The sequence below is a fragment of the Halomonas sp. HL-93 genome (assembly GCF_900086985.1).
GTDB lineage: Bacteria > Pseudomonadota > Gammaproteobacteria > Pseudomonadales > Halomonadaceae > Vreelandella.
Genome location: NZ_LT593974.1, coordinates 1,035,948 through 1,055,274 on the forward strand (window position 1 = coordinate 1,035,948; position 19,327 = coordinate 1,055,274).

Below are 19,327 nucleotides of genomic sequence, written 5' to 3' on the forward strand. Positions count from 1 at the left end.
TCATTTGTTTATGAGTTGTATTAGCAAGGGTGTCTAACAGCAAGAAGGGGATAATGAGGATGCATTCCAAGAAACACAGCGCGCTCTGGTCGACGTTGTCTTTTGTCAGTTTGGTGGCAACAAGCCAAGTGCATGCACAACAGGCTTCCACTAATGCCGAGAGCGAGAGTCTTTCGGAGGAAAGCGAGGCCATGGTGGTCACCGCGACCCGCAGTCGTAGCGATGAAGGTGAAACGCCTCAACGCGTGACGGTCATTGACCGGGAGCAGATCGAGCAACAAATGGCGATCACCGAGGACCCGGGGCAGGTCTTGAGTAATCTGATTCCTTCCTATTCCCCCAGCCGCCAAAAGCTCTCAAACGCCGGGGAAACCTTTCGTGGCCGCGATGCGGCTTTCTTGGTCGACGGGGTGCCACAGTCCAATCCATTACGGGATAGTTCGCGGGATAGCTACACCATTGATCTCTCCATGGTCGAGCGCATCGAAGTAATTCATGGTGCCAGCGCTGAGCATGGCCTGGGTGCAACGGGTGGACTGATCAATTTTGTGACCCGTAAAGCCGAGGGTGGGGGAATTAGCCAGCATGCGGGTGTGCGCCTGACCACTGATGACGACTTCGAGTCTGATGGATTCGGCCATAAGCTGGACTACCGGGTCAGCGGTCAGCACGAAAAATGGGATTTTGTCGCCGCCGCTACGCGCCAGGAGCGCGGCTCGTTTTACGATGGCAACGACCAGCGTGTGGGCATTGCCTATCCAGGTGAACTGCAAAACTCTGAAAGCTATGATCTATTCGGTAAGTTGGGTTACTGGATAGACGACAACCAGAACCTCGAGCTGACGCTTAACCATTTTGATCTGGAAGAAAGCAATGACTATGTGCCCGTAGCGGGTGATCGCGATGCGGGTGTTCCCTCTACCGCGCAAAGGGGCACGCGAGATGGTGCGCCTGGCTTCAACGAGGTCACAAAGGCGCGGTTGGCCTATTCCCATGCCGATTGGCTGGGCAACGAGGTGGATGCTCAGGTGTATCACCAGCGCTTCCGTGCCCGTTTTGCCACTACACCGTTTTTCCCTTACCTGGACAGCAACGGCGACACGCAATACGACCAAACGCGTAATGAATCTGACAAGGTCGGTGCCAAGTTCACTGTGAACCGCGATGGCATGTTGGACGACCGTCTTAGCCTGACAGCGGGTCTGGATATACTGCGCGATGAGACGCGTCAGATGCTGGTGGAAACCGGGCGTACCTACGTGCCGGAAAGCCAGTTCGATAATATTGCGCCGTTCTTGCAGGGTAAGTTTGAACTGGCCGAGCCGCTCACGCTTCACGCTGGAGTCCGCCACGAGCACGCCGACCTGGAGGTGGGCACTTACCAAAGCATCGACCGCAGCAACGTTACCCAGGATAACGTGACCGTCGAGGGCGGTAAGCCGAGCTTCGATGAAACCCTGCTGAACGCCGGCCTAACCTATCAAGCTACTGATTGGGCGCAACTTTACGCCAACTACTCGGAAGGCTTTGGCATGCCCGACGTCGGCCGGGTATTGCGAGGTATCGATACGCCGGGGCAGAACGTGGATAACCTGTTGCAGCTGCAGCCCATCGTCACCGACAACCGCGAAATCGGTGCGCGTTTCGACTGGGACCGCTATGGCTTGGAGCTGAGCTACTTTGAATCCGATTCCGACTATGGTCAGCGCCTGACAGAGCAGAATGGTACCTGGGTAGGCAGCCGTGAGAAGACCGAAATTCAGGGTGTTGAGATTACTGGCGATATGCAGGTGACCGATAATCACGACCTGTCGCTGTCGTATACGCATGCCGAAGGTGAGTCCGACCAGGACGGCGACGGTCGTGTAGACACTGACCTAACCGGGATCAATATTGCACCGGATACGCTCAAGCTGGGATGGAGCGCCACATGGAATGACCGGCTATCGAGCCGTTTACAAAGCACTTACTACTTCGATCGTAGTGTGGATAGTCCCGACCTCGATTTCGAGGGCTATGGCCTGGTCGATGCCTCGGTGGGTTACCGCCTGCCAGCCGGTAGGGTCTCGGTGGGTGTCGAAAACCTCACCGACGAGGACTATCTGACCTATTACTCCCAGTCGGCGCGGATCAGTGATGAGTATTACTTCACCGGCCGTGGGCGCACCTTCACGCTGGGCTATCAATTGGATTTCTAAGCGTTGACGTTCTGAAATGTAGGGCTTTCAGCAATAAAGAACTACCGCCGGTAGATTGGCGGTAGTTCTTACTCCTCTTAACTCATTCGATAAGCACAACACCACATCTAAAAAACTTCGCAAAGTGACTAGCCACGGACGCGCGGATTCACATGCCATGCGGCATATGAATCTTAAAAGGATGACATTTTTGCGGGGGCCATATGAGCTACGCACACTACTCTCGTTTACCTGGAGAGATCAGTCGGCATGCCTCTATGCATGCGTTGCTGAACTGTATTATCAAGGAAGTGGCAATACCCGATAGTACGCTATCCTATCGCTGGCCAGACTGTCTTAAAGGTTTGCCTGAGCATTTGTATGGCCTGCCTTTACTGATTGAGTGGTCCACAACCCTCACCCTGCTGGTGATGGTCGACCGGCGCTCAAGCATCGGAAACCATTACTACCTCTCCGACATCTACGCCAGAGCTGGCGCGGCATCTCAATGGCAAGTGCTTGGCATGGCAAGTTTGGTCAATGCGTTACTGGAGCACTGCGAGTGGCTGGACGGTTCGCCCAATGGTGAGCTGGTTGACCAGATACTCCAGAGCCAGGAGGTCATGACCTCGATTGTCGCCCATGCTTCTGAGCAACCCAGCCTCGACCCCCTGAAAGACTACCGCAGCAGCGAGCAGGGGTTATGGTTTGGTCACCCCAATCATCCAACCCCAAAGGCCAGGCAGTGGCCTGCCCATCTGCTGCAGGATAAGCCCCCTTATGCGCCGGAGTTCAGCGCCACTACGGCCTTGCATCAGTTTTCGTTTCCGCTTGACGGGTTGAATGCCCAGGCCAACCGAATGAACGCACTGGAGGTGCTCCCGTATGTGGCGGATCAGCGCAAGTCAGAAAACAGCCAGCGTGTCGTACTTGGCATGCATCCGGTTCAGGCGGCGCTGTTCAAGCAGGATGCCAGGGTGGCCGAGATGATAAAGGAGGGCGTCATTGGCGATCTTGGCAAGACGGGTTGGCAAGCTGCTCCGACTGCCTCCATGCGCACTTGGTATGTCTATGAACAACCCTGGTTCATAAAAGGCTCGCTCAACGTCCGTATTACCAACTGTGTGCGCAAGAATGCCTGGTACGAGCAGGAAAGCACGCTGATTATTGATCGCATCATGCATCGACTTCTTCAGCGCAAAGACAACGCGCTGGAAGCGCTCTACGTGGCACAGGAGCCCGCCACCATACACTGGCAACCGGTAAACGGTGATGAGGAGCAGAAGCGCTGGTTCCGTGAACAGACCGGGGTGATTCTGAGGGAGAACTTCTGCCAGCGCTACGCTTCACAGAACTGCCTGCTAAGCGCAACGCTGTTTGCCCGCGATGCACGGCTGGCGCCAATGATACTGCCCTTCATTGATGGCGCGATGACCTCCGCCCAGCAGGAAACCCTACCGACGGAACGCCGGGTGCGGCACTGGTTCCAGGCATATTTACGCACACTGGTGGCCCCGGTTATGGGGCTGTTCTTTCGGCATGGCATCGTCATGGAGCCGCATCTACAGAACTGTGTGCTGATCCATGCACTTGGCGAACCGCAAAAAATGCTGCTGCGAGATTTTGAAGGGGTCAAGCTGACCAGTGACAAGGGCGTTGACTGGCTGGCGGGCGAAGCCCTTGATCCTCGCGTTGAGGCGTCGATGATCTACAGCCGCGAGCAGGGCTGGAGCCGGATCGCCTACTGCCTGTTGGTCAACCATATTGCCGAGGCGATCCTCGCTCTAAGCTGGCAGCGACCGGCTTTGGCCGATCTGCTATGGGAGGACACCCTGGAAGAGCTGCTCCGCGTGAGGAAAACGCTGGATGTAGCGGCGCCCGAGCTGGACGCCTTGCTGAAGGGGGGCAGCCTGCCGTGTAAAACCAACTTCAAACTGCGGCTGATGGCCAAGCCCGACCGCCAGGCCGAGTACGTGTTGCTGCCTAGTCCATGGCAGCTAAACCGGGTCATGAGGCAGGAGGTGGCTTATGGCTGAGCAGACCACGATGCCTGTTCACGTGCTTGCTGCCATTGAAGAGCATCAGCGGCAATGCAGTGACCCCGTGGCGGCCTTCTTTTATGACCTGCCTGCGCTTGCCGCCCATGGCCGTGCGGTCAAGTCAGCGCTGCCTGAAAACGTCGAGCTGTACTACGCAATAAAGGCCAATAGCGAAGCCGCCATCATTGATACGCTGGCCCCTGTTGTCGATGGGTTTGAGCTGTCATCCGGTGGAGAAATTGAGCGCGCCTGCAACAGCGCAACGCCGCGCCCGTGGGTCCTGTCAGGGCCTGGAAAGCTAGACTCCGACATGCGCCATGCGATGCTGCAAGGGGTGGAGGCCTTTCATATCGAAAGCATTGGCGAAATTACTCGCCTGCAAACGATAGCGGCATCGCTCCAGCGCACCCAGCCGGTGCTGCTGCGCATCAACCCCACACTGCCGGATGAACTCTCAAGCCGATTGAAAATGGCTGGCACCGCCTCGCCCTTTGGTATTGATGAAGCGCAGTTGGCAGAGGCCGTTACCGCCGTGGATAGTGCGCCCAATCTATCGCTGCGCGGCTTTCATATCCATGCCATGTCGCATCAGAAATGTGAGCAGCGGCATCAACGGCTATTGAGTTTCTATTTGCAGTGCTGGCCGCGTTGGCGAGCGTTAGCGAGCAAGCACGAGCAGCTCACCCAGCTTAACGTGGGAGGTGGTATCGGCGTGAACTACCTCCAGCCAGCGCAGCAGTTTGACTGGCCCGACCTGTGCAGGTCGCTTGAGCAGCAACTGGAAGCTATGCACGAGCCGCCGCTGGTGCGCTTTGAAATCGGCCGGTTTCTTTCCGCTTTTTGTGGCTACTACGTAGTCGAGGTGATGGATACCAAGATTAGCCACGGAGAAGGTTTCCTGGTCTGTCGTGGCGGTACCCATCAGTTTCGTTTGCCGGCGGCTCAAGCCCACGATCATCCGGTCATTCACCTTCCGCGCAGCGCCAACCAGCCAAACCAGGCAGAGTACCGGCCGTGGACGGTCGTCGGTCAGCTATGTACGCCCAAGGATGTGCTGAGTCGGCATCAGCCGCTGCGCGGTGTCGCCATTGGCGATCTGCTGGTGCTGCCGCTGGCGGGCGCCTATGGCTACAACATCTCCCACGCGGATTTCCTCTGCCATCCCCGGCCTGAGCAAATTTTCGTCGGGCACGTCTCTGAGAGTCCCACTCCCGAGGCGTCGCATGTGCAGAGCGAGCCGGTGGAGTGAGCAGGCTGTTTAGTTAACCCATTATTTATGTTTTGAAGGTACCCCATGTCATCGCATGAATGCATATCTGGTGCGCCAGCGACACCGTTCGCTTCATTAGCCAGCTGGCGCCATCATCAGCGGATCGAACAGCGCGTAGTTGGTCAACTCCTGCAGACGTTGCTGTTTGAAGATGTACTTCGTTATGAGGTAGCGCCAGCGTCGAATCCAGCGTTTGCCGGCAATACGCTCTTCACTATCACCCTGGGTAACCGCTGCTATCAAGTGTACGGCTGGCTGTGCCATAGCTTCCAGATTATCCGGCTCGAGCACTCCTCGCTGACCATCGTTCCGCAAAACGGGGCGCCTGAACCCACCAGCCTGCAGCAATTTATCGACGACATTGAGAGTGTGCTGGGCGGCGGCGCGATTCAGCCCGGTTTCGTGAACGAGCTGAAGCAGACTCTGATCAAGGATATTCAATCCTCGGCCTCGCTCTCGGCTTGCCCCGAAGCACCGCAATCGCTGGATGCGGACGCCCTGGAGCACTACTTCACCGATGCGCATAGCTATCACCCCTGCTACAAGTCACGACTTGGTTTTTCGCTGCTGGATAATCAGCGCTATGGCCCCGAGTTTGCCCAGCCGCTTCAGGTGCTATGGCTGGCGGTGCCCCGCCAGCTGGCGCACCAGGGTGGAGTTGAGGGAGAACTGCCTGTTGAAAGTCTTGAGCAGTACGCTGGCCCTCGCGTTCAGGCAAGCCTGAAGGAGTACCTGACGCAGCGACAGTTGGCGCGTACCGAGGTGGTGCTGATGCCGGTACACCCATGGCAGTGGGAGAATGCGCTGGTGCCTGCGCTCTATCCAGAGCTTGCCAAAGGTGAAATCGCGCTGCTTGGCGCCGGGGAGATGACCTATAGCCCACAGCAATCAATTCGCACACTCGCCCCTCACGATACCCGCCAGCCCTATCTCAAGCTGGCGATGAGCATTACCAATACATCAAGCACGCGAATTCTGGCTCGTCATACTGTGACCAACGGCCCGATCATTACCCGGTGGCTTCAGCAGCTTGTTGACACCGATAGCACTGCCCAAGCGGCGGGCTTCGTGATCCTGGGTGAAGTGGCAGGCGTGGCTCTAGATGAGCGCGCCTTTCCTCGAACGCGCTACCACGATATCTATGGCAAGGTCGGTGCTATCTGGCGGCAGAATATCAGCCAGTTTTTGCAGGCTGGCGAGCAGGCCGTGCCCTTCAACGGGCTGAGCCAGCAGATGCGAAACCCAGCCGGCGAGCCGACAGCCCCTTTTATTGAACCCTGGATAGCAAATCATGGGCTGGAGGCCTGGACGCACCAGCTTGTTCACGTGGCTACGCTGCCGATTATCCACCTGCTGTTTGCCGAAGGTATCGGGATGGAGTCCCACGGCCAGAATATCCTGGTCATTCATCGCGACGGCTGGCCGACCAGAGTGGCGCTAAAAGATTTCCACGATGGTGTACGTTTTAGTACCGGCCAACTGGCCAGGCCTGAACTGGCCCCCGTGCTTGAGCCGGTGCCTGCGAGCCATGCTGCCCTTAATCGCAACTCCTTTATCGTGACCGACGATCTGGCCGCCGTACGCGACTACTCCTGTGATGCCTTCTTCTTTATTGCGCTGGCCGAAATGGCGATTTTCCTGCAGCGTCATTTCAGTCTGGAGGAGTCTCGGTTCTGGGCAATGACTGCTGGCGTCATCAGAGAGTACCAGCGCGCTCATCCTGAGCACGCCGAGCGCTACCAGTGCTTCGATGTGTTTGCGCCCGAATGGGAAGTGGAAGCTCTTACCCGACGCCGCCTGTTTGGGGATGAACGGCCACAGGTCAAGCAGGTCCCCAACCCTCTGGCCGCTTACGCCGAAATGGAGGAGGCGCCATGCTGAGAACCAACCGACTCAAGCGGGCGCTTTGCGAAGGCCGGGAAGTCTACGGTGTCATGGCTTCGATACCTTCGGCAGCCTCGATAGAGCTGATTGGTGAAGCCGGTTTTGACTTCGTGGTCATCGATACCGAGCACGTGTTGATCAACCCGGAAACCATCGAGCACATGATTCGCACCGCCGAAAGTTACGCGTTGACGCCGCTGGTGCGCGTTGCCGATGCCCACCCCAAAACACTGCTGCGCCTGTTGGATGGCGGGGCCCAGGGTATCGTGCTGCCCAATGTGGAAGATGCCGATACCCTGGCCCAGGCTGTCGCCGCCTGCAAATACGCGCCAGAAGGGCAGCGCAGCCTCAATGCCGGACGCCCCGGCGGGTTTGGCAAAAGCTCGCTTGCGGACTACGTCGTTCAGGCGAACCGGGAAGTAATGCTGATCGCCATGCTGGAAAGCCGTCGCGGTGTGGCGAATATTCATGAAATTTGTGCGGTGCCAGGGCTCGATATGGTGCTGGAGGGCGCGGCTGACCTTTCCCAGTCCCTTGGGGTGACATGGCAGCCAGAGCATGCCGAGGTCATCAATGCGCTGGAAACGGTCCAACGCGTGGCCTGTGATCAGGGGATTCCCTACTGCGCCTTTCTTCGCCAACCGAAAGCGCAGGAGAGATGGCGAGCAAAAGGAGTTGGCGCCTTCATGTTGGGCGATGAGCGGGGGATTGCCTTTCGAGCCCTGCAAACGCGCCTCGGTGAGGTCAGGGCCCCCACGTCGTGATCCGTTTAATGCGTTCTCGCCAACTATCCGCACTCATAATTTTTGGAGCTCTCTATCATGCAATCCCTTGATGCCAAACGCTATTCCCAGCAGCTGATCATGCAGGCCTTGGTAGATGGACTACTGGTGGAAGGCCTGCTGGATAAGCTTAATGCCGAGTGGATCAACATCGCGCAAGCCGCAGAGCTGCTCACCCAGCTACCCGTGTTGCAGACATGTCAGAACGACGCTTCAAAGCGGCTGTGGCGCTGGCCCCAGGATCAACAGCATAGCGTGATCATGCTGCTGCAGCCTGGTATTACCCAGGCATGGGAGAGGGTACCGCAAACACCGGTGATGTTGCTAAACCACGCAACCCGCCAGGGGCAGCCGCTGGATCCTGTGGAGGTCACTCGGCGCCTGTTTTGCGCTATAACCGACGGCGACCAGTCCTTGACACAGGGCCAGTTGGTATTCCTTCAAGCGCTATCCGACAGCCTCTGGCAGGCTGAAAGCTCTGTGGATCACCATGTGGAAACGCACGGTTTGCACCAGTTAACCACGCCCAGACACTTTGCCGTCATGGAGCAGTGGGCATCGCTGTTGGACCGGCCCTATCATCCCACGGCAAAAGCCAAGCAAGGGCTCAGTGAGGCGGAATATCGCGCCTATATGGCCGAGTTCAATAACCCGATCCAACTGCGCTGGGTAGCGATCAAGACCAACCGGATAATCACCGGGGCGGGTGTCAACGAGAACTGCGCTGCCCCGATTCAATGGCTGGCAGGCGATGAGCATGGCCAGGCGCTGGAGCGTGAGATGGCAGCAAAAGGGTTAGCGCACACGCATACCGCCATCCCCGTGCACCCTTGGCAGCATGAGCATGCGCTACCTCACTGGCTGCAGGAAGCCTTTGATGCAGGCGAGTGCGTTTCGCTTTCAGCGGTTACCGAGCCTTGGCTTGCAACCTCTTCGCTGCGTTCATTGGCTCCGACAACGGCAAGCCCCCATTTTCTGAAGCTGCCCATGGCGATCCACTCTCTGGGAGCCTCTCGCTATCTGCCTGCCGTCAAAATGGTGAATGGTGATCTTAGCGAACGGCTACTAAAGCAAGCCATACAGCTGGATGCCGAGCTTGGCGAGAGGCTTTACCTTTGCGACGAGAGCAAGTGGTGGGCCTATATGCCGGAAGAGGCGACGCTGTTTGATGAGGCGCCACGCCACCTGTCGGCCATGGTACGCAGCTATCCAGGCACGCTACTGCAAGACCCCAGCGTGCGTTTGGTTCCCATGGCCACGCTGGGCACGCCGCTACCGGCCAACGAGCATCATGTGTTTGATGACTGGCTGGCGCAGCGGGGCCTGGAGGCGAGTGGGGCAACGGTGATACGGCTATTTGGGGAGCTTTGCAACCGTTTCTTCGACATCAACCTGCGCATGCTGCGGCTGGGCATGCTGGCAGAGGTGCATGGCCAGAATGCCGTACTGGTTTTCAAGGAAGGCCAGTGCCATGGGCTGCTCTTGCGCGACCACGACTCGCTGCGTATTAGCGTGGAACGCCTGGAGCAGCATGGCATGCAGGACCCGTGCTATCGCATCAAGCCGGGACATGCCAATACGCTCTATCATGATAGCCTCGAAGACCTACTGTTCTGGTTGCAGACCCTGGCCATCCAGGTCAATCTTCGCGCAATCATCGACAATCTTGCCAACTATTATCGTCTTTCTGCACGCGACCTTTGGCAGGTGATGGCTACGCGCCTTGAAGAGCAGATCAATACGCTGCCTTTTGAGCAACACGATCGTGACATGCTCCGAGAGCAGCTGTTCGATCGGGAACAATGGCCCTACAAACGCCTTATTGCGCCGATTATCGAGCGTGCCGGCGGGCCGGGTAGCATGCCCTTTGGAACCAGCGCCACCTGTAATCCCTTTAGACGCGTAGCCTCTCACGCGGTTGATATCAAAGATGAGGCAGTGGCGGAGAGCTGAGAGTGATTAACCGCCCGATCAATATCGGGCGGTTTTTTACCGCCCTGATATTAAGTAAAGCGTTCTAAGCGAATGTAAACGAGTCAGTAAAACCAGTCAGCGAAACCATTCAGGAAACTCCGTCTTCAGCGCATGGCGCTTCTCTTCCTCCTGAGCCTGCTTGGCCTCCGCTGCATCTGCCAGCGCGTCAGCCCTATGGGGAGGAATGATAAACAATCCATCGTCATCGCCCACGACCAGATCACCGGGGTTGATGGTGACACCCTCGATAGCGACGGGAGTATTGAGCTCCCCTTCCAGCTCCAGCGCCCTGGTTGTCAGCGGGCTTGCGGCGCGTGCGTATGTCGGCAGCGTTAACTGGGTCAATGCGTCCCAGTCGGTGACCGCGCCGTTGGTTACCACACCTGCCAGTTGTTTGCGTAGCGCCGCATAGGCGCGAAACTCTCCCCAGCAGGCGCGTTGGTGGTCGCCGGAGACATCAATCACCAGCACGTCTCCAGGGCAGGCCATGTTTAGCGCTTCGCGGATAATACTGCCATCCACGTAGGGAATCCTGACCGTTAAGGCTGTGCCTAGCAGGCGCTCAGGGCGTCGAAGGGGCATCAGCGAAGTAATGGCGCCAAAGTCGGTGAAGTGACCCAAGGTTGACGTGGCCAGATGTCGGTAGCGAGAGTGCTGTTTGGCACTCAGTGTGACCTTACGAGGCTCGATATGGAACATGGCTCTCCCGGCTGATCGATAAGCTTTCTTGAGCGTGAACAAGACGGCTGTTTAACGCCTCTGGTAGCGTGTTCTGTGCAGTAGATAAACGAAGAAGGGCGCGCCTATCCCAGCAACGAAGATGCCTGCAGGCAAGTCTTTGGGTAAAAAGGCCACCCGGCCCAGCAGATCGGCGTAGAGCACGATTAGTGCCCCAACCAGCGCTGACGCGGGCACTAGCCGTGCCAGATTACGGCCTACCAGCCTGGCCGCCAGGTGGGGCGCAATCAGGCCCACAAAGCTCAAGCCACCGGCAAAGGCCACGGCAGCTCCTGCCAGCGCCACGCTGCAGGTCAGCAGCGCCAGTCGGCTGCGCACAATAGCCACGCCAAGGCCTTCAGCAACGTTGTCGCCAAGCGCCATGGCATCGGCATGACGGGCGAGGGTCAGACAAACCGGTAGCGTGACTAGCAGCCACGGCAACATGCCCTGGACATCCTGCCACTGCGCTGCATAAAGGCTGCCGGTCAACCATACGTAGGCCGTCATGGCGGCAGCGTCATCACTGATCACGATCAACAGCGTGGTGCCAGCGCCCATGGCGGCTGCCAGACCGATACCCACCAGTACCATGCGCAATGGGCTGATGCCGTTTTTCCAGCTCAGGCCAATCACCGCGAGGGCCGCTACCAGCGCCCCCAGCATGGCCGCAACGGGCAACCAATGAATGCTCAGAGGGGTGCTCAGCAGTGCCAAAAACAGCACGGCGGCAAACGCTGCACCGCTGGTTATGCCGATGACATCGGGGGATGCCAGCGGATTGCGCACAATGCTCTGCAGAATCGCCCCGGCTATTGCCAGGGCAGCGCCGACCAGTATCGCCAGTACGATGCGCGGAAGACGTAGTTCCCAGATAATAAAGGCGATATCGCTACTTTGCGGCGCTGCCAAAGCACGCAGCACCTGCGTAAACGATGTGGGAAAACTGCCTAAACACAGCGACAGCGTAGCGCTGGCCACTAATAGAAGACCTAGTAGCAGCAGTCTTCTAAGTAAGCGATTACTTGCGTTTTTTATTGCGCTGCTGTGGGTTAACGCTGCACTTGTTCTCATTGGGCGACCATCTTGCGTCGTGCTAAGTAAATAAAGAAGGGGGTGCCAATCAGCGCCGTCATCACACCGACCGGAATCTCCTGGGGCGGCATTAAAAACCGCGAGGCCAAGTCGGCCAGCAGCAACAAACAGGCGCCCAGCAAGGCGCAGGCGGGCAGCAGCCAACGGTGGTCGATGCCAAACAGCCCACGCGCCATATGGGGCACAATCAAACCCACAAAGCCGATCATGCCCGCCAGGGCCACGGAGCTGCCCGCCAGCACAATCACGATTAGCCCCAAAAGTAGCTTGATGGTGGTGGCCTGCATGCCAAGCCCGGTGGCCATGTCATCGCCAAGCAGCAGCGCATTGGCGTGGCGTACCAGCAGCGCGCAGAGCAAAAGTGCCCCGCCAAAAAGCGGCAGCAGAGGCATGACGACGGAAAGTTCACGCCCCGATACCGACCCCGCCAGCCACTGAAGAACGCTTTCAAAGCTTTGCTGGTCAATCACCAGGAGCCCCTGGCTGAACGATACGAACATCGCCGTGACGGCAACGCCTGCCAGTACAACCCGCAGGGGGGAGAGCTCGCCATGGCGACCACGGCTAAGTACCATCACCAGAACGGCTGCGACCAGCGCGCCCAAAAGCGCGGCCCAGACGTAGTGCGCGGGGGTGTGCAGCGGCAGTAGCGACACCGCTACCACCACAAAAAACATCGCGCCTGCGTTGATGCCCAAAATGCCTGGTGAGGCCAGTGGGTTGCGCGTCACGGTCTGCATTAGCGCGCCGGCAATGGCGAGACTTGCTCCCACCAGTGCGGCAATCACCGCGCGGGGTAAGCGTTCGGTTAGCAGAATGATGTGGGCTACGTTGGTTGGATCATAGTGATTAAGTGCGGCCCATAACGATGACCAGGCAATAGCGGTGGTGCCTAACATGACACTGGCACAGAAAGCGCCCAGTGCCATTAGTAATCCAAATAGAAGCCCAAGCCCTTTTGCGCTGACGCTGTTTAGCATGGAAAGGGCTCCACATGGTCGATGAAATGGGGTAGACAAACGTGCGGCTGCGCCGCTTCGGGTTGCGACAGGCCATAGTGGGCGAAGAGATCATCCAGCATGGCATTGGCCGCTAATATGCCGCCACCCATCATCCAACTGACCGGGTCGACCTCATACACCCGATCGTTTTGTACGGCTGAAAGTTGTTGCCATAGGGGATGAGACGCCCAATGCTGGTAATTATCCGCAATCGCCGGGTCATCCGGTTCAAGCAGAATAAAGATGGCATCAGCATCCATCACCGGAATATTTTCAGTACTGGAGAGCTTCATTCCCCATCCTTGGCTTTGCAGAGTATCGGGTTGCTCAAAGCCCAGCTCATCTAAAATCGAGCCCGCAAAGCCGCTGGTGTAGATGCGCACGTGGTCGCTCTTGAAACGCACCACTGCCACTTTCTGAGGCCACTCGCTGCCAAGCTTGGTGGCAATCTGCTGGCGAAAATCGACTACCCGCGCATCCCATTGCTGAAGCAGCTCATTCGCTTGCGCTTCGCGGTCGGTGGCATTGGCCACCATTTTAAGCGTGGTTTTGAAGTCAAACACAGTAGGTGCAGATACCGTGGGCGCGATGGCGGTGAGTAATGATGCTATTCGCGCGTGGCGAAAGTCGCTGGCAATGACAAGGTCTGGATCAAGCCAAGCAATCTTTTCCAGGTTTGGCTGGGTTTCCAGCCCCACATGCTCAACGCCCGCCAGCGCGTCGCGCAGGTAGCGGTACATGGGCTTTTCCAGCCAGGAATCGACCACGCCTATGGGCGTCAGCCCAAGAGCAATAGCGCTGTCGGTGGCGCCCTGGTAAAGCGTAACGATGCGTGTTGGCGTGCTGCGCGAAGCCGTTTCGGTGTTATCAGCACGGACGGCACTGGCTGCCGCGCTCGTCGCTGTAGAGAGTATGCCGGTCACCATAAGTGCTGAGGCGACAATACTCATGATGAGTCGAGGTAAGATCACTGACTGCATATCGTCCTGGCATCTGGGGTGGTCTGAATCACGCGACCTAACTGCCACGCCAGGGGTAAGCAGAGCGCGGCGATGCAGGCCAGGGCAAAAAAGGCCTGGTGAAGGCTCGAGGCGCTAGCCTCGGTATAGGTGGCTCCCTGATTAAGCGCTGCGTTGACTGTTATGTCGTAGTAGATCGACAGGGCAACAATGCCCACAGAAGCGCTTACCCGACGTGACATATTGTTCATCGCCGACGCCTGGGCAACACTCGATTCAGGCAGATCTTTCATGCCAGCCGTGGTGGCAGGCAGGTAGGCACAGCCCAGGCCAACACCGCGCATTCCCATCCAGGCGCCAATCACCCAGACCGGCGTGGCTGGCGTCAGCATGCCAAGCCCTATCAGACTCACAATAGTAACTATCAGCCCGATACTCATGCACCATTGGGGCGGGTAGCGGTCAATCAGCTGTCCTGCAACAGGGGAGCAGGCGGCGGCGGCGAGCGCGGTGGCCAAAAACACCACGCCTGTGGTTAGTGGGCTAAATCCCAGCGCATTCTGCATCCACAAGGGAACAAGCAGAATACAGCCAAACAGAATAACGGATTGCAGGCAGGCGAGCACGACACTGATACGGAAGCCTTGATGAGTGAAAAGTGACAGGTCAAGCAAGGGCGTCGGATGATGCCGCTCAACATGAACAAAACTCAGTAGCGCCAACACGCCGATTATCAGCGGGGTGATTATCTGGAAACGCAGAAGGTCGGCGAGGGTATCCACCCAGCTAAGCGAAAACAGCACCGCACCCAGACCAAGCGTAATCAGCGTAAAACCGGCTATATCAAATCGGCGCGGTTGGTTGGAGGATTCTGTCGTTAGATAGCGGTAGCCACACAGCAGACCAAGCAGTGCAAAAGGGATATTCATTAAAAACAACGCTCGCCAGTGACTAATTTCAAGCAATAGCCCGCCAACCGTTGGCCCAATGGCGGGCGCAATCATAACGGCAGCTCCCCATATGCCGCTGGCTCTGCCACGTTGATGAGAGGGATAGGCCGAAAAAATTAGCGATAGCGACAGCGGAATCATTAGTCCGGCCGCTATGCCCTGAACCCCTCGGGCGAGAATAATACCATTTAGACTTTGAGCCATGGCGCCCAGACTAGAACCGGCCAGGAAACCCAAAAGACCTAGCAGGTAAATACGTTTACGGCCAAATTTTCCGGCTAAGTAACCGGTTAGCGGCATGGTCATACCCATGGTGATCATAAAAAGGGTCACCACCCAGCTCACCTGGGTAGTGCTGGCATTGAACGTGGTCATCAATTCAGCTACGGCAAGGTTCAGGGCGCTATTGTTAAGGCTTACGGTAAAGGTGCCTAGTAGCACGCTGAATAGCACCTTGCTGCCATGTGCAGTAGTTGTCGGCATTTAACTTCACTTAACGATAAAAATTGCTTGGCAGAATGGCCAGCGAGGAATTTTATAGGGTTAAATGATGGCATGTTGTAAAAATTAATACAAATCGTTATCAATTAAGAGGTGTCTACTTAACCAACCGCTATCTTTTTTGCGAGTGTGGGTTACCATGCCGGGCACCTCGGCACTTCTCTTATATAGGCACTATCGGCATGAGTATTTCTCCTTTCCAGGCGCTGGCCTGCCCGTTAGATGGCGAACCGCTAACGCCGTCGGGCAGTGCATGGCGATGCTCAGCGGGGCATAGCTTCGACATTGCCAAGCAAGGCTATGTAAACCTGCTGCCCGTTCAGCACAAGCGCTCCAGTGACCCTGGTGATAGCAAAACAATGGTGGCCGCGCGTCGTCGCTTTCTAAATGCCGGGTACTACCAACCTATCGCCGACGCGGTGAGTCTCGCGGTTTTTGAACATACCCAGCATGAAACGAGCCATGACGCGGAGCTTAGTTGCCTGGATGCTGGCTGTGGTGATGGCTATTACCTTAGGGCATTGGCCAATGCGGTTTCGAGCGAGAAATCGCTGGCGCTGTTGGGGCTGGATATTTCCAAATGGGCGGTGCAGACGGCGGCTAAGCAGGATAACAAGCAGACACCGCAAAGCAGTTGGGTGGTGGGCAGTAACGCCAACTTGCCCGTGCAGAGCTCGTCGCTCGACTGCGTGCTATGCATGTTCGGTTTCCCGGTATATCGGGAATTTGCTCGTGTGCTCAAACCGGGCGGTGTGTTAATTCAGGTTGAGGCGGGGCCGGGTCATTTGCGCGAATTGCGCGATATTATCTATCCGACGTTAAAGGCAGAGCGTTTTAGTGAGCCTGAGTGGCCAGAGGGGTTCACGCAGTTGGGCGTAGAGGCCTTGCGCTATGCGCTGACGCTCAGCGATGCGGAAGCCATTGCTGACTTGTTGGTGATGACGCCACATTTTTATCGCGCCACGACAGAAGGTCGTGAGAAAGCGGCTGTGCTTAGGTCAATCACCTTAACGGTAGACGTGCGTATCGTGCGGTGGGCGCGCGTTTAGCGGGCGTTAAACGCAATGTTTGTATGTTCCAAATACAACAAGGCCCGCATAAGCGGGCCTTGGGGTCGAATCCGAAGATTCGGACAAACTGCTAACGGATGTTAGGAAGTTTGCTTGATGTTAGAGGCTTGTAGGCCTTTCTTGCCCTGGGTAACGTCAAAAGAAACGTTAGCGCCTTCTTGAAGAGATTTGAAGCCGTCGGCTTGAATCTCAGAGAAGTGAGCAAAGAGGTCGTCGCCGCCGTCAGAAGGAGCGATGAAACCGAAGCCTTTAGTGTCGTTAAACCATTTAACTGTGCCAGTTGCCATGATGTAGATCCTTTCGCGCAATAGCGCCTTAATAAAGTTCCTGGTATTACCCAGATTGAAGTAGCGGGTGAAACAAGGAATACAATGTCAGGCTGCCGAATAAAGATCGTACACTTCTGAAACCATGCTGCTTGCTAACCACTGACGACACAGTGTCATGGATTGGATATTAGGTCAAAGGGTTTCGCAATTATTTTTATAGGCGCTGAGCTTTTGACTGGTGCTGGATTAACGACTCGCGGTAGGTCGTACGACGATATCGCTGGTATCCACGTCATCGGGCTGGTTGATAGCATGCGCAATGGCGGAGGCGATGGCCTCGGGCTTTAGGGCAATCTGACGATACGTCACCATGGCTTCGGCGGCCTCTGGGTCAGTAATGGTATTAGCCAGTTCTGATTCCACCACGCCGGGATAAACACAGCTAACACGGATATTGTCGGTTTCCTGGCGTAACCCATCCGAAATGGCGCGCACGGCATATTTGGTGGCGCAATACACGGCAGCGGTTGGGACGACGGTGAACCCGCCGATAGAGGATACGTTGATCACTTGTCCGCTTTCCTGAGCTTGCAGGATGGGTAGAGTGGCAGCGATACCGTTGAGTACGCCACGAATGTTGACGTCGATCATGCGGTTCCACTCATCGACTTTAAGCGATGCCAACGGTGAGAGCGGCATAATGCCCGCGTTGTTGATAATGACATCAATCCGGCCATACAGATTGATAGCGAAATCCGCGAATGCCTGCATATCCTCCAGGTTAGTCACATCCAGCGCTCGATAATCCACCGTGCCGCCTTCTGCGCGCAGAGTCTTGGTCAGTGCTTCCAGCCTGTCGGTACGACGTGCGCCGATGATGAGACGGTGCCCTTGGCCTGCAAGCCAGCGAGCCGTTGCTTCGCCGATACCGCTGCTGGCACCGGTTAATAAGACAACTTTTGATGGATAGGGTGTAGATGAAGGGTTAGTTGTAACCGCCATTTGATAATCCTCTTATTGATAAGCACTGGAAATAAGCACTGGGGATAAGTACCTGGAGAAGATTAGCGAGCGGCAGCAAGTGGCAATAGCGGCGATCCTATTAAATTTTTGCCTAATCCTATTGCTTAAAGGGGTGAATGTGGGAGGTTTAGCCGTAAAGTATATATATTCCTCTCGTGGTGATGGCGGCTGCCTTTGTTTGGCCACGATGCCGGTAACCGTAGGCGAGGTAATTTACATGTCATTGAAGAGCAATGCTGTGGTTTACAGCAAGACCGTCGAGCGCTACTGATATAATAATGAGCGTGCTTATGATGTTAAAATCAATAACATATTCAATCCTGTTAAAGGACACGCAATGAAACGCATATGGAAAGCCTATTTTGAGGCGTCATTGATTTTACGCGTCACCATCGCGCTGGTGCTTGGGGTTGTTGTCGGGCTTGTCGGCGGCGAGACAGTGGCGGCCTGGCTGGCGCCACTGGGTGACCTGCTGCTGCGGCTGCTGACGTTTCTGATCGTGCCCATTGTGTTGTTTACCCTGATGGTGGGCGTTAACCAATCCCGGGAGGGCAGTGCAGGTCGCATCGGCGGAAAAGTGCTCGGCTATTACCTGGCGTCCTCGGCGCTGGCGATTATGGTGGGCTTAACCGTTGCGTCGCTGTTTAGCCCAGGCAGCGGGATGACGCTGGATGATGATGCCAGCTTCTCGGTGCCGGAAAACCCAGGCGTTGTCGATACACTGCTGAACATCGTGCCGAACAATATTATCGGTGCCTTCTCCGAACTCAATATGCTGGGGATTATTTTTACTGCGCTGGTGTTTGGGATTGCGCTGCTCAAAATGCGCCAGTCAGAGCGCCAGCATGCCATGGGCGAGCGTCTGTATGAGGTAATTGAGTCGCTCAACGAAGTCACGCTCAACGTAATGGCTGGGGTGTTGCACTACGTGCCCATAGGCGTGTTTGCGATTGTTGCCGAAACGGTGAGTCAGCAGGGATTGGAAACACTGCTATCGTTGGGAGATATGGTGGTTGTGCTGTACATCGCGCTGGGTGCTCAACTACTGATTTACTGCGGTGTCATGCGTCTGTTTGGGGTGAAACTACGCAACTTCTTCCGCGAGGCGCGCACGCCGATGTTAACTGCATTTGCCACCCAAAGTAGTTCTGGCACCTTACCCATCACGGTCAATGCAGCTCGCCGTTTGGGAATTTCCAAAAGTATTTATGGCTTCAGTCTGCCGCTTGGGGCCACCTTAAACATGGATGGTGCGGCGATTCGTATCGCGATATCAGCGGTATTTGCGGCCAACGTGATTGGCGCACCGCTGGATTTCATCAGCATGGTGCAGATTGTACTGATCGGGACGTTGGTCTCGGTGGGCACGGCAGGGGTGCCCGGCGCCGGCATTATCATGATTGCCACGGTATTTGCCCAGGTGGGGCTGCCGATTGAAACCGTCGCGCTGTTAACCGCCATTGATGCTCTGGTCGGCATGGGGTGCACGGCGCTGAACGTCACGGGAGATTTGGTCGGCACGTCGGTTATCGCCCGCAGCGAAGGCGAGCAGTTGAGCGAGCAGTCTGTTGGCGAAGCGTCGGCGGCAGCGAACAGTTAGTTGAAAGAAGGCTCGT

15 protein-coding genes are annotated in these 19,327 nt (G+C 56.5%); 8 read left to right on the forward strand and 7 right to left on the reverse strand.

Features of this window, described 5'->3' with window-relative positions; genetic code table 11:
* Window positions 1–59 precede the first annotated feature (59 nt).
* From GA0071314_RS04675 to GA0071314_RS04700, 6 genes are all read left to right on the forward strand, one after another.
* Window positions 60–2,198, forward strand: a complete 2,139-nt coding sequence (locus tag GA0071314_RS04675; RefSeq protein ID WP_074395536.1) for a TonB-dependent receptor — start codon at window positions 60–62, stop codon at window positions 2,196–2,198.
* 203 nt (window positions 2,199–2,401) lie between these two features.
* Window positions 2,402–4,213 (forward strand): IucA/IucC family protein, encoded by a 1,812-nt coding sequence (locus GA0071314_RS04680; protein ID WP_074395537.1) that lies wholly within the window; start codon window positions 2,402–2,404, stop codon window positions 4,211–4,213.
* Entirely contained in the window at window positions 4,206–5,465 is a 1,260-nt protein-coding gene (locus GA0071314_RS04685; protein ID WP_074395538.1) for a type III PLP-dependent enzyme, read from the forward strand. The genes GA0071314_RS04680 and GA0071314_RS04685 overlap by 8 nt, the downstream gene beginning before the upstream one ends.
* A gap of 45 nt (window positions 5,466–5,510) precedes the next feature.
* Entirely contained in the window at window positions 5,511–7,367 is a 1,857-nt protein-coding gene (locus tag GA0071314_RS04690; RefSeq protein ID WP_074395539.1) for an IucA/IucC family protein, read from the forward strand.
* A complete protein-coding gene (locus GA0071314_RS04695; RefSeq protein ID WP_074395540.1) occupies window positions 7,361–8,134 on the forward strand; it encodes an HpcH/HpaI aldolase family protein in 774 nt (257 codons plus the stop codon). The genes GA0071314_RS04690 and GA0071314_RS04695 overlap by 7 nt, the downstream gene beginning before the upstream one ends.
* 57 nt (window positions 8,135–8,191) lie before the next feature.
* Window positions 8,192–10,105 (forward strand): IucA/IucC family protein, encoded by a 1,914-nt coding sequence (locus tag GA0071314_RS04700; RefSeq protein WP_074395541.1) that lies wholly within the window; start codon window positions 8,192–8,194, stop codon window positions 10,103–10,105.
* 96 nt (window positions 10,106–10,201) lie between these two features.
* On the opposite strand, the gene GA0071314_RS04705 is transcribed toward GA0071314_RS04700, so the two are convergent.
* Genes GA0071314_RS04705 through GA0071314_RS04725 form a run of 5 tightly spaced genes read right to left on the reverse strand, consistent with a single transcriptional unit; the run spans window position 10,202 to window position 15,331 of the window.
* Window positions 10,202–10,825 carry an RraA family protein gene (locus GA0071314_RS04705; protein ID WP_074395542.1) on the reverse strand — a complete coding sequence of 208 codons (624 nt, stop codon included), beginning with the start codon at window positions 10,823–10,825 and terminating at the stop codon, window positions 10,202–10,204.
* Window positions 10,826–10,876: 51 nt separating this feature from the next.
* Window positions 10,877–11,917 carry a FecCD family ABC transporter permease gene (locus GA0071314_RS04710; RefSeq protein ID WP_074395543.1) on the reverse strand — a complete coding sequence of 347 codons (1,041 nt, stop codon included), beginning with the start codon at window positions 11,915–11,917 and terminating at the stop codon, window positions 10,877–10,879.
* Entirely contained in the window at window positions 11,914–12,918 is a 1,005-nt protein-coding gene (locus GA0071314_RS04715) for a FecCD family ABC transporter permease (RefSeq protein WP_074395544.1), read from the reverse strand. Before GA0071314_RS04715 ends, GA0071314_RS04710 begins: the two co-directional genes overlap by 4 nt.
* Entirely contained in the window at window positions 12,912–13,889 is a 978-nt protein-coding gene (locus GA0071314_RS04720; protein WP_082934316.1) for an ABC transporter substrate-binding protein, read from the reverse strand. The genes GA0071314_RS04715 and GA0071314_RS04720 overlap by 7 nt, the downstream gene beginning before the upstream one ends.
* A 17-nt stretch (window positions 13,890–13,906) precedes the next feature.
* A complete protein-coding gene (locus GA0071314_RS04725; RefSeq protein ID WP_074395545.1) occupies window positions 13,907–15,331 on the reverse strand; it encodes a DHA2 family efflux MFS transporter permease subunit in 1,425 nt (474 codons plus the stop codon).
* A gap of 200 nt (window positions 15,332–15,531) precedes the next feature.
* On the opposite strand from GA0071314_RS04725, the gene GA0071314_RS04730 reads away from it, so the two are divergent.
* Window positions 15,532–16,398 carry a putative RNA methyltransferase gene (locus tag GA0071314_RS04730; protein ID WP_074395546.1) on the forward strand — a complete coding sequence of 289 codons (867 nt, stop codon included), beginning with the start codon at window positions 15,532–15,534 and terminating at the stop codon, window positions 16,396–16,398.
* A gap of 101 nt (window positions 16,399–16,499) precedes the next feature.
* On the opposite strand, the gene GA0071314_RS04735 is transcribed toward GA0071314_RS04730, so the two are convergent.
* Entirely contained in the window at window positions 16,500–16,706 is a 207-nt protein-coding gene (locus GA0071314_RS04735; RefSeq protein ID WP_074395547.1) for a cold-shock protein, read from the reverse strand.
* A 228-nt stretch (window positions 16,707–16,934) separates the two neighbouring features.
* A complete protein-coding gene (locus GA0071314_RS04740) occupies window positions 16,935–17,690 on the reverse strand; it encodes an SDR family oxidoreductase (RefSeq protein ID WP_074395548.1) in 756 nt (251 codons plus the stop codon).
* 358 nt (window positions 17,691–18,048) lie between these two features.
* Between GA0071314_RS04740 and GA0071314_RS04745 the strand changes: the two genes are divergently transcribed.
* On the forward strand, window positions 18,049–19,311 hold the full coding sequence (locus GA0071314_RS04745; protein WP_074395549.1) for a dicarboxylate/amino acid:cation symporter: 1,263 nt from the start codon (window positions 18,049–18,051) through the stop codon (window positions 19,309–19,311).
* Window positions 19,312–19,327 lie beyond the last annotated feature (16 nt).